General features: G+C 39.9%; 5 protein-coding genes. 3 read left to right on the forward strand and 2 right to left on the reverse strand.

The genetic code is table 11. From position 1 onward, the window contains the following. Window positions 1-321 precede the first annotated feature (321 nt). From NK987_RS00755 to NK987_RS00765, 3 genes are all read left to right on the forward strand, one after another. Entirely contained in the window at window positions 322-10,005 is a 9,684-nt protein-coding gene (locus NK987_RS00755; RefSeq protein ID WP_259262321.1) for a T9SS type B sorting domain-containing protein, read from the forward strand. Between the two features lie 484 nt (window positions 10,006-10,489). Then, window positions 10,490-10,705 carry a hypothetical protein gene (locus NK987_RS00760; protein WP_259262322.1) on the forward strand — a complete coding sequence of 72 codons (216 nt, stop codon included), beginning with the start codon at window positions 10,490-10,492 and terminating at the stop codon, window positions 10,703-10,705. Between the two features lies 1 nt (window position 10,706). Next, window positions 10,707-11,732: a PorP/SprF family type IX secretion system membrane protein gene (locus NK987_RS00765; protein ID WP_258424556.1), complete on the forward strand. Its 1,026-nt coding sequence runs from the start codon at window positions 10,707-10,709 to the stop codon at window positions 11,730-11,732. A gap of 3 nt (window positions 11,733-11,735) precedes the next feature. On the opposite strand, the gene NK987_RS00770 is transcribed toward NK987_RS00765, so the two are convergent. Further along, window positions 11,736-12,506 carry a DUF2490 domain-containing protein gene (locus NK987_RS00770; RefSeq protein WP_259262323.1) on the reverse strand — a complete coding sequence of 257 codons (771 nt, stop codon included), beginning with the start codon at window positions 12,504-12,506 and terminating at the stop codon, window positions 11,736-11,738. A 67-nt stretch (window positions 12,507-12,573) separates the two neighbouring features. Further along, window positions 12,574-13,197 (reverse strand): bifunctional nicotinamidase/pyrazinamidase, encoded by a 624-nt coding sequence (gene pncA, locus NK987_RS00775; protein WP_259262324.1) that lies wholly within the window; start codon window positions 13,195-13,197, stop codon window positions 12,574-12,576. Between the last annotated feature and the right edge of the window lie 31 nt (window positions 13,198-13,228).

Consider the following 13,228-nt stretch of genomic DNA (forward strand, 5'->3'; position numbering starts at 1 on the left):
ACTCTGATTCGCTTGTTTCAATTTTTATTACCATTTCTTTGATTTTATTATAATATTCTATTTATTACTCTAAATCACCCGATTTAAAGTATTTCCTTTATGTATATATAAAATACATAGAATTTTATATCAAAAAATGAAATACCTTTTCTAAGACTTATTCTGCAAAAATCAGAGAATAAAATTCACTGAAAAAAATGCCAGTAGGTCAAATAAGTACTCTAAAGAGTCACTTTGAAATACACAATTGGGACAGATTGATTAAAAATTAATTAAAACGCTCAAACCCTAAATGGGAGATGAATTCAAAGTAGATCTTTTATGAGAAAACTTTACTCTGTTACATTTTTATGGGTTGTCTATTTTCTGACCACATTTGTTCAGATCAACGAAAGTTTAGCAGCCCCAATTATCCGGGATGTCTTTGTTTTTTCAGAATGTGAAAAAAAGGCAGAAATCCGTGTTCGAAATGGTGTCGCTCCCTACACTTATGTCTGGAGTTTTGGTGGGGAAATTATCCAAACAGATGCAGGATTAAACGAAACTCAATTCAGCACCATTGAGCAAGCCAAAGCCGGTGACTATACCCTAACGGTAACCGATAATGTGGGCAACACCTACTCGGAAGTCATTAATTTCAAAGGAAGTACAAATTTCATACTCAATATATTATATGACGAAAGTCAAGCCTGCGCAGGTGAATCATTTGGTATCGTCTATGGAACCATTGAAAATGGTATTCCTCCATTCACTATCAACTTTTATGACGAAACAAATACAATTGTTCAAACCAATGTCATCAGCGGAAGGAATTTGGACCTAAGCGGAGTTCCTGCCGGTAAATATTTGGTGGAGGTAATCGACGCTACCGGTTGTAAGGAATTGACTGAAATTGAAATTGAAGAAATCGAGCCTCTTGTTTTGACACCGGGTGCAGGGGTAGGTACATTTCCTGAAACTTGTATCGAAAACGGTGGAATCACTTTTGATGCCTCCGGATTTGTAGGAACTGTTCAATTTAGAATAAGAAGGTCAGACGGAACCTATGTCACCGGTTGGCTTCCTGCCCCGGGAGGCCAAATATATTATGATCAATTAGCCCAAGGTGATTATGTTCTTGAGATTATAGATCAATATCGTTTAGAGGATTGTCCTGAAGAATTGGTCTTCAATATTGGAAATGAGACACTTTTGGCTGCAGTGCCTACTGCAGAAGGAGTCACTTGTTTTGGTGGAACCGACGGGACTATCAAAATAGACATCACGAGGTTATTTATGGGATTTACGTTTCCTCCTGCAAATGCTCTCGTTACGATCACCCGTCCGAATGGAACAGTTGCCGTAAATGAGGAAAGCATTTCTATTGGCGCAACTACCGGAACAAAGACTTTTACTGGTTTTGGACCCGGTGTCCATACTATTACTGTAAAGCATGGAGGAGTAAATTATCCTGAATGTACTCTCAATTATACAGTAAATGTCCCTGCTCCTCCTTCCGCTTTATCAGCATCGGTTACAACCAATACTGAAACCTGTTTTGGTCAAAACAACGGTTCGGCTACAGTAAACCGATCAGGTGGATGGGGCGGGTATAAATACCTTTGGAGCAATGGGAAGACAACAAGAACTGTTACAGGATTAGCACCGGGTAGTTATACTGTTAGGGTTTCAGATAAAGAAGGCTGTTTTATTGACCTTAATGTAACAATCGCCGGACCTCCTGCCCCAATCACTGGCGAAATAGAACTTCTAAACGGTTTGGCCTGCGCCGGATCAAATGACGGCTCTGCCCGTGTATTTAATATCGCTGGTGGATGGGGTAGCTATACTTATTTATGGAGTAATGGTGAAACTACTGCTACTGCATTTAATCTTCCAGCCGGAGCAAATACTGTTAAAGTTAGAGACAACAAGGGTTGTGAAGTAGAATTCAGTGTTGTTGTTCCTGTTCCTGACGCACCGGTGGTTACTTACACACCCGTTAATCCAATTTGTTTTGGAGGAAATGATGGCAGTATCAGAGTTGAAATCGCAGATAATGTCTTGTCTTTTACTGTCACCGCAAACGGAGAAACCAAAAGCGGTACTGATGTAACTTTTACAGACTTACCTGCAGGTCAATATGAGGTAGTTGTTTCTTACGGCCTCAATTGTAATATCACAGAATTTGTGGATGTTGTAAACCCAGCCGGAATTGCAATCAATGAAAATAACCTGGTTATCAATAACCTACTTTGTGCAGGAGATGGAAACGGATCTATAACCGGACTCACTGCCAATGGTGGTACAGGAACATTGACCTACCAATGGCAAAAAGCAATTTTAGGGACTTTTGAAGACTTACTTGGCCAAACAAACCTTGATATTTTTAACTTAACAGGTGGCATCTATAAGTTAATAGTCACTGACCAAAACGGATGCTCTGTTTCCAAAGAATATACAGTGATCGAACCACTTCCTCTTGCGGTTACGCCACCTGTGGTGGTAGATGTAGCCTGTTTTGGAGAATTGACCGGCACAGTAAGTTTCACTGTATCTGGAGGAACTTTACCATATTCATATGCACTCAATGGTGGAGCCTTTTCCACCACTTCAATCGGCGGGATCACAATCGGCGGATTGGGTGCATCCACCAATAACTTTATTGAAATCAGGGATGCTAATGGCTGTGTGGTTCCTAATTTGAATTTTGATGTCACCTCACTGCCGGAAATCACCATCAGCAATGTGGTAATTACCCCTGAGGTTTGTTTTGGTCAAAATAACGGAGGAATTTCCATTGACATTGCAGGGGGAACAGGCAATCTTGGTGTGAATTGGTTTGAAGCAGGTAATTTTTCAAACATTATTTCAACTGATCAAAATTTGACCAATGTGGCTCCGGGCCAATATACCGTGAAGGTTTTTGATCTCGGAAATAACTCATGTTTTGTCCAAGAAACGTTTACCATCCCTCCTACTCCGGAATTGGATCTAGAACTGGATGGGATTTTAAACATCCTTTGCTTTGGTGAAAGCAGTGGCGGGATAAATATTTCAGTATCCGGAGGAACAGGTGCCTATACCTATGCATGGACAGGGCCTTCAGGATTTACATCCACATCTCAAGACATCAGTGCGATCCCAGCAGGCCTATATAATGTAACTGTAACAGATGCCAATGGCTGTTTCAAAGAATTGACGGACATCTCGGTTAGCCAGCCTGCAAGTGGCATTGTCGTCAGCTTGCTAAATGTCGTCGATCCAAAATGTCATGACTCAACTGATGGAAGAATTGAAATCCAGATCGGTGGAGGAAATCCGGCATATGTTATAAGATGGGAAAAAGAAACAACGCCCGGAATATTTACACCTATTTCAGGTACCACACAAACTTTATCCAATATCGGAGAAGGTACTTATAAAGTGATCGTCACAGATGCCAATTCCTGCTCCAGTGAATTGGAAGTAACTGTCAATGCCCCTGATCCATTGTTGGTATCACTTGTAAGTAAAGATGAAGTATCCTGCTTTGGAAGAAATGATGGAAGAATATCCATCAATGTAACAGGAGGAACAGGTGTCTATTTCTTTGCATGGGATCATGGTTTTATCAATCAAAACCCAAATAATCTGGCGGCAGGATTTTATTCAGTTACAGTGAGGGACGCAAATGGCTGTACTTTCAGACTTGAAAACATCGAAATTACCCAGCCAGATCCTTTAGAAATCAATCTTATAAACATCAGCGCACCTACTTGTGCATATACTGATGGATCTATAGAAGTTGCCTATGTGGGATGGGTTCCCGGGTTAAGTTATAACAGGTGGATAGACTTAAGCACCAATACTCAAATAGCAGAAAATACCACAACCGTTACCGGTTTGAAACCAGGCTTCTACATGGTTGAGTATAGCTTGGCAGGAGCATGTATGGTTACCCAGACCTACAACGTTCCAGGTCCAAAAAATCCATTGCAACTTTTCACAAATCCGCAAGATGCAAGCTGTCCCGGAGAATCAGGGATATTATTCTTATCCGCTTTCGGTGGAGTTCCTTCTTACACCTACTCCATTGAACTAGGTGGAATCTGGCAGACTATTACAAATTCAATACTTTCAGGTTTGTCAATAGGTACTTATAATGTCAAGGTTACAGATGCTGCAGGTTGCGAGGATTTTTCAACTATTACCATTAATGAACCAAATCCGCCTGTATTTGATGTAGAGGTAGAAAAGGATGTTACCTGTTTTGGTGGAAACGATGGAGTAATCAGGTTTGTAGTATCCGGTAATACAACTGGAATCACAGTCCAATGGTACAGAAGAGACCTAATAGGTGGAAAAATACCAATTACTGAAGCTACCTTAAGTTCACTGATTGCAGGTACTTACTTCATGGAAATTACCTATGCAGGAGGCTGTATGATTGATTCTCCCGATTATATTATAGAACAACCTGACGAAATCTTGATCTCCCAGTCTGTTATCCAACCAATCTGCTTCGGGGATTTTGGTTCATTCAATTTAACATTCGCCGGCGGATTACCTGGAAAAACATTATCTGTCACCTCAATCAACGGTTACTCAAAAATATATAACAACCAAGATTCTGGTTCATTTGATTTTGATGAGTTGCCTGCCGGAGATTATGTTTGGACTATTGGAGATACAGGCTGTCCTGATAATACAGGGACCTTTACCATTATTTCGCCTGTCAAACCTGATTTCAATACAAGCTCCCAAGATGTAAGCTGTTTTGGAGCAAATGACGGAATCATTGAAATATTAAGTCCAGTTGTTCAGGGTGGTAGGACATTTACAGTATTTATCAATGGAGCGAGTCAGGGTGTTCAGACGTCCTTCTTTAATGTGGCTCCTGGAAATTATCAAATTACACTGGTTGATAACTTTGGTTGTGAGTCAGATCCAGAGTTGGTAGTAATCGGGCAACCTGATAGGCCTTTGGAGATCACCAATTTGGTCATAGATAATGCCAATTGCTTTGGATCAAATACAGGATCCATTGAATTTGAAATTCTCGGAGGAAGACCTGTTTACAGAGCAACATTGACTCCCGTTTCCGGACCTGTCCAAACTTTGACAAACCTTAACCAAAATACGGTTTATTCTTTTGCAAGTTTGAGCGCTGGAAATTATACTTTGGAAGTTTGGGACATCAACAATGTTTGTCAGGTAACTGAACTGGTGTCCATAACTCAGCCAAGTTTATTCACAGTCACTGCAGATTCAGGAACCATACTTTGCTTTGGAGGTTCAACCTTTATTGAATTGACTCCTGTTGGAGGTACAGAGCCTTACTCCTTTGTGTGGGAAAAATTCAATACAGGAACCAGTACTTGGGAAACCTTACCTGAAACTAGTAAAAGATTGAGCAATGCAGTTGCAGGACAATACAGGTATTCTGTACAAGAAGCAAATGGCTGTATAGTAGTTTCCAACACCGTCATTATTCCAGACGGAAGCCAGGTGACGGTAACTTATACAGCCGATTCGATACTTTGCTACGGTGAATCTGCTTTGGTTACTCTTCAAGCTGCTTCCGGATCTTCCACCAATTTCACCTACTTTGTGAATGGAAGCCAGATTTTTGGAAACACATTCATGGCCAAAGCAGGAAATTATTTGGTTTATGCTATAGACAATGTGAAAGGTTGTGTTTCGGCAGATGTCAATATTAATATTGCCCAGCCTGCAGCTCCTCTAAGTATTTTAGATTACACATCTTCTGACCTGAGCTGTTTTGAGTCTGGCGATGGCAGCATTTCACTTTCATTGACCGGTGGAACGGCTCCTTATACAATCACTTTCCAAGGAGTTGATTATTCTGCAAATGAAAATCAAGTGGTGGTTTTCAATAATCTGGAGGCATTGGTTGCTTACACTTTCACAGCTGTGGATGCCAATGGCTGTTCTGTTGCCATTCCACCAAAAACCTTAGCACAACCACTTCCTCTTCTTGCATCTGCGAGCTATCAAGACATCCTTTGCTTCGGAGGAACTTCAGAGATTAATCTACAAATAACAGGAGGAACCAAACCATATGCGGTTTCTTGGACTTATTCAATAGACAATACCACTTTCGCACCTGTCCCTGGTTCTGACAACCAAACTACATTGACAGGATTGGTAGCCGGATTCTACACCTATACCGTGTCCGATGGAGGCTGTGCTGACGTAATAGAGACGATTCAAATTGAAGAACCTACAAAAGTTGTTCTGAACGCTGTTACTACGGATGTCTCCTGTTTTGGAGGAAGTGACGGAACTGTTGTCTTTACCCCTTCAGGTGGCAACTTTGCCACATATAGAATTTTCTTCAATGGGGTTGAGATTTCAGGCAATACCGTCACTGGTCTTACAGCAGGAACTTACAATGCATTTACTATAAATGGCACCTGTAAGTCTGAGGTCATTCAGGTCATCATTGATCAGCCTGCACTACCGCTGAGTGTCATTGTAGATAATCTTGATGAAGTGCTTTGCTTTGGAGATCTTTCAGATATCAATCTAAAAATATCAGGAGGCAATGGATCATATTTGGCTTATCTCAATGGAGTAGAACATACCGTAGACCCAAGTGGCGAAATCAGCTTTACAGATTTGGCTCCTGGGACATATAACCTCAGGGTAATTGATGCCAAGGGTTGTGAATGGTCAGATGTTGTAACAATTGCTGACACCACTCCGATCGAGATATTCCAAGACGAAATCATTGATATAAGCTGCTTTGGTTCCTCAGATGGTGAAATCAAAGTTTCAGTAACTGGAGGAACAGGAAGCTACACATACAGATGGCTTGATGCTTCAAATATAGTTGTGGGTACCAATCAGGATTTGTCGGGAGTTCCTGCCGGAAGTTATACATTAGTGGTTTTGGACGAAAATAATTGCGAAGCCACTATGGATTTTGTGATCGGAGATACTACTCCTGTAACATTCACTTCATCTTTTACAGACATCACTTGCTTTGGATCACAAAATGGTTCGATCACCGTAGTAGGTTCCGGCGGAAAGCCTGGATATACCTTGGTAATTGATGGTATCCAATATCCGGGACTTACTGCAAACGGACTTAGACCAAATACATACAATGTCTATATATTGGATGCAAATGGCTGTGCTTCACCAACCACACAAATAACCATCAATCAGCCTACTCCACTTACCCTTACTGTCAATAAGGCAAATGTCAGCTGTTTTAACCAAAATAATGGAACTGCTGAGGCGGTATTCTCAGGCGGTACTGCTCCATATACTGTAAGGTGGTCAGATGGAAATACCCAAACTTCCAGAACAGGATTAGCTCCAGGAAACTATGAAGTAGTCATCACTGATGCCAACGGTTGTATAGTTAGAAGTAATGTAATTATTACCCAGCCTGCCCCGATTCTGGTCGTTGAGACCATCAAAAATGTAAGCTGTTTTGGAGGAAGTGACGGAAGTATTTCCTTAAATATCAGTGGTGGAAACGGCAGCTTCACTGTCTCTTGGACAAATAAAGTAACTGGAGCAACTGTCGGAACAGGAAATGTAATCAATAACCTACCAGAAGGAATTTATGTGGCCACTGTGAGAGATCCTTTTGGCTGTGAATCAATTCGGGAATATACCATCACACAGCCTGCTGAACCATTGACTATTCAGCCAATCATCTCCCATGTGCGATGCGCAGGAGAAAACAATGGAAATATTGACCTTATCGTATCCGGAGGCACAGGTCCATATACTTACCAATGGTCATCCGGAGAGACAACAAGAGCCATTAATAACAAAGCAGGCGGAACCTATACTGTGAATGTCAGGGATAGCCAAGGATGTATTGTAAATCAGACTTTTGAAATAGAAGAACCACTTCCAATAGTAGTTAATATGGAATCGATTCAGAATGTTTCCTGTAAGTTTGGAACCGATGGCAGCATCAAAATCAATATAACAGGTGGAACAGGTGCCTATACTATCCAATGGAGTAATGGTATGTCAGGTACTGAAATCTCCGGACTTAGGGCGGGTGAATACACTGTTTTTGTAATAGATGAAAACTCGTGCCTTGCTAGTGAAACTTATACCATCACAGAGCCTTCGGCAGTTTTGGCAGTTTCATCAGTAATTTCAACCGAACTTTGCGAGTTTGACCAATTGATAGAATTGAACCTGACCGTAACAGGAGGAACTGCTCCTTATACCTATGCATGGTCAAATGGCGCTACAACCCAAAACCTCGTAGGAATTACTCCAGGAATCTATTCAGTGACGGTAACTGATTCAAAAGGATGTACAGTAAATGAAGATTTCACTGTTCCACCGCCTACATCTCCAATGGAAATTGATTTGGTTGGCAAATTTGCTGTATGTACGAATGGAGAAAGAGGTGAAATAATTGCAAGTGTGACAGGTGGATTAGCGCCTTATTCTTACAATTGGTCTAATGGAGCAACCACTTCCACTGTAACCGATCTATTGCCGGGCTCATATACCTTAATCGTAACAGACGCAAAAGGATGTACAGTTTCAGAAACCATAGAAATTGAAAAGCCTTTGAATCTGAGAATAAGCCTATTGAATATCAAAGCAGTATCCTGCTTCAATGGTATGGACGGTTTAATTGAAATTGGAATTACAGGAGGAAAGGCTCCATACAAGATCAATTGGAGCAATGGAGTCGAAGGCCAGTTGGCTGCTACCAATCTCGCTGCAGGAACCTACAATGTTACAGTAGAAGATGCATTGGGCTGTATTGTCACAGGAACATATAATATCCGTGAACCTGAGTTGCTGAGCTTCAGAGAAACCGTAGAAAACAGCCAATGTGCCGGAAGCAATAACGGTGTCATCACTCTGAATGTCTTTGGTGGCGCTGCTCCATACATCTACAAATGGTCCAATGGTGCCAACAGCCGGGTCATTAGAAATCTTCAACCTGATACCTACAGTGTCTTGATAACTGATAGAAATGGTTGCGTGACAGGTGGAACATTTGTAGTATCTGAACCGGATCCCATCGAAATCGAAAGCACCCATTCAGAAATGCTGGATTGCTTCGGGGATGAAAATGGATTTATCGATTTGGATGTTCGTGGAGGTATTCAGCCTTACAGGATCAAATGGTCAGACACTCCTATCGAAACTTTGAACAGGTCAAATCTTCCTGCGGGAACCTACACTGTAAGTATTACAGATGATAATGGCTGTATTGAAACCAAGATTTTTGAAATCAAACAGCCTGATTTACTTGAGGTAAGATTGTTTACCAGATTTGATGTGGACTGCGAAAACCGTGAATTGACAGGTGTGGCTTGGTTGGATATTAAAGGAGGAACACCAGATTACCGAATTGAATGGAATACAGGATCTTCCAATGTCGAAGAGATTAATTTCTATGAAGACGGTGAGATAACTGCCATTGTTACAGATAGAAATGGATGCCTAGTTGAAGTTTCCAAAGAAGTAACTATGCCGGTAGCATTTACCGATGCATCATTCTCCTACACAGTAATTTCAATTGGTGAACAAGGTGAAATTTTGGTCAACGAACCGGTACAGTTCAATGACGCCACACTTGGACAGGTAATTGCTTGGGAATGGGATTTTGGAGATGGTACAAAGAGCAATGACCAAAACCCAATTCATACATTTACCAAAGTAGGAAAATACACCATTACTTTAAAAACTTTTGATGCTTTGGGATGTGTATCCGAAACCACGATGCAGATCGAAGTTTTCGGCTCCTACAGGATTCTTGTTCCCAACGCCTTTACACCAAATAATGATGGTCTTAATGACACCTTCATGCCAAAAATGAGAGGTATTGAGGATTTTGAACTTCATATTTTCAATAAGTGGGGTGAATTGGTTTATTCCGCATTCAGTAAGGAAGATGCAGGTTGGGATGGAAGATTAAATGGAACCATGAGTCCTAATGGCAACTATGTCTACAAGATAATTTTCAAAGCTGTAGACGGAGAAAAAGGCAGTCAGACAGGTGTATTTACACTCGTGCTCTAGTTAAAACAAAACAAATCATCAATACCGTCGTCCTGAAATAATGGTGACGGTATTGTTCCTGTTTAGCGGTTTTATTTTTAAAAAATGGATCAATTTTTGGATTATTATTTAAAAATTTTTGAAAAGGAAATTCTCCTCTGATTTATCCAGAAGATTCATTTTCTTCCCTTATTTCCCAAATATATTTTTTACCGTCATTCCTTTGTTTTTCTTATAAAATTCTGTTTATTACTGTAAATCACCCGATTTAAAGTATTTCCTTTATGTATATATAAAATACATAGAATTTTATATCAAAAATTGAAATACCTTTTCTAAGACTTAACATGCAAAAATCTGGGAATAAAACCCACTGATTAGCATCAGCACAAGTCAAAAAGTACTCCACAGAGTCACTTTGAAAAATCTAATCGGTACTGGTTGTTTTAAAATTAATCGAACCGCTCAAACTCTAAGTTGGAGATGAATTCAAAGTATGTATTACATGAAAAAACTTTACTCAATTGAATCTTTACTTATTGCAAATTTCCTGAATTCAACAATTCAGATATATCAAAATTTAGCAATTTTAAGCAAACGCGGAGTTTTTGTTTTTTCACAAGTAGAGATAAAGAATCTGACAGAAGAATTCAATACTGTCTTTTTTAAAATAATAAAGCCAGTTAACAAAGCCAATATTTCATTAAAAAGTCCTGATTGATATGAAAAAGATACTTTACCTAATTTCAATCCTTTTTCTGACTTTTGAAGCCAGTGCTCAGGATGTCCAATTTTCCCAGTTTTATGCAGCACCACTGTTTTTGAATCCTGCTTTTACGGGTGCTTCTGAACTGACACGGGTGGGTGCCAACTACAGGAATCAATGGCCTGGATTGGATCACTCATTCAACTCGTATTCAGCTTATATCGACCATTATATGTTTGATATAAATAGCGGCATTGGATTGATTTTCAATGGAAACAGAGAGAGTATGGCAAAGCTTAGTACCAATGAAATCGGGCTGACATATTCTTACAGGCTGCAGCTTGGATTCGAATCATTCTTGCGGTTTGGAGGCCAGGCAAGTTATATTTCTCGGGATGCTTACTTTGGTGATTTGGTTTTTGGGTCACAGCTTGATATCAACAGAGGAATTGTAGATGACTTTAGCGGCGAGTTGTTCTCGGATAATTACAGACATCAATTTATGGATTTTAACTTTGGAATGTTATTCCATACAGAAACAGCATGGGTAGGTATTTCAGGACATCACCTTACCCAACCCAATACCTCCTTTTTAGATGGAAATGTCAGTAAACTTCCCATGAAATTATCAGCACATGGTGGAATTAAATTTGATTTGGGTGAAGGGTTTATCAATAATTATTACAGTAATTCAAGACAAGAAAGATCTGCCTTTCTGGCTTTCAATTACAAGCACCAAGATCCTTTCAATCAATTAGATATAGGGGCACAATTTTTTATCCAACCCTTAGTTGTCGGAGTTTGGTATCGCGGTTTTCCGGTCAAATACTCCCTTCCAAATAACGAAGCCTTCATCGGTTTAATCGGTATGACTTTGGAAAGCGGACTCGACATCGGCTACAGTTTTGATTTTACCACTTCCAAACTCGCGTTGAGCAGCTCAGGAGGTGCCCATGAAATTTCTATCAGATATTCATTCCTGTACGGTGATCCAAATCAGCGAAACCGTCGGAGCACAATCATTCCCTGCTTTAGGTTCTAAAAATCAAAAGTTGAAATATGAATTTATGATAAGCCCTTGATTATTTTGAAAGTAATTTTTGCCATTTACAAGACGACCAAACTGTACGGTCTGATTGAAGTAGCCACCTTCAACCCTGAAAGATCCTGAAAAGCGATAACCTCCAAGGATTCCCAATCGGTTTTGGTCAAAAATATTTTGGTTGACATTTTCTCCAAAACCAATCATGATCTCATCATAAATGGCAAGATAAGGTTCTTTATCCTCCAAAGTCGGTCCTGCAAGTGGGATATCTCCCCGAAACATATATCGGAATCTTTTTAGAAATACAGACTCATCAGCTTTGGTAGCATTGGGATCTAGGCTTCTCCCAACCCAACGTTGCTCAAGCATAAACCTGTGCGTAAGATTAAACTTCCCGATTGGATTATTGATTATTGCCATTTGATATAATCGGTTTTCAGGAAATCTTATTCCATTGGCTGCGATAGGCTGATCCCCATAATTAAAGGTGTCGATAAATGCATATCCCACCCTAAAAGTCACTTGGGAATGGATTTTGTAATTTACTCCTATCCTATATAGATTCTGCTGCGGATTCGTAATCCAATCTGTCCTTCGCCATTGGAACTCCCCATGAACGCTCCACTTGTCATCTAATTTGAAATTTCCAAAAAAGACATACCAACCAATATTGTTAAATTCTGTTTCCCGGTTATTTTGACCAAAGCTTTTGACTGATATCAATAAAAAACCCAAAACCGTAAGTGAAAGCAACCTAAAATACTGTTTCATGATTGAATCTTGTTATTTATTGAATTGCAAAATTATGTGGGTAATGAATTTGATAATGTATTATTAATCACGAGAAATAAAGAATCTCTTCTGCCAAAACAACTTTGGCTCCTCCTTGAGCCATTTCTTCAATGGCATGTATGTAGTCATTTTCATTAATATTGACTGCACGGGTTGCATCAGCAATCAGGGTTGTCTTAAAGCCTTCAGAAATCGCATCTAGAACTGTGAATTTTACACAATAATCAGTGGCGAGACCACAGACAAAAACTTCGTCAATATCATTTTCTTTTAAATAAGCACTTAACCCTGTGTCTCCCTGTTTATTGTTGTCAAAAAAACCGCTGTAAGAATCAACTTTTGGATGGGTCCCCTTTTTAAATATTGCCTTCCACTTATCATTCTTGAGATCAGGATGGAATTCTGCTCCTTTGGACCCTTGGACACAATGAACCGGCCACAAAATCTGATTCACACCATTGAGATCAATAAATTCTCCAACACTCTTTTGAGAATGGTTAGCGGAAAAGCTTCCATGCTCCGCTGGGTGCCAATCCTGAGTTGCTACTATAAAATCAAACTTTTGCTGAAGTTCATTAATTACCGGCACAATTTGATCGCCTTCATTTACAGCCAAAGCTCCTCCCGGAATAAAGTCATTTTGGACATCTACGATAATAAGTGCTTTCATTGGTCTGTGGTAAATGATTATTTGGAAATAG

Origin of the sequence: Aquiflexum gelatinilyticum (assembly GCF_024813435.1) — a bacterium.
Taxonomy (GTDB): domain Bacteria; phylum Bacteroidota; class Bacteroidia; order Cytophagales; family Cyclobacteriaceae; genus Cognataquiflexum; species Cognataquiflexum gelatinilyticum.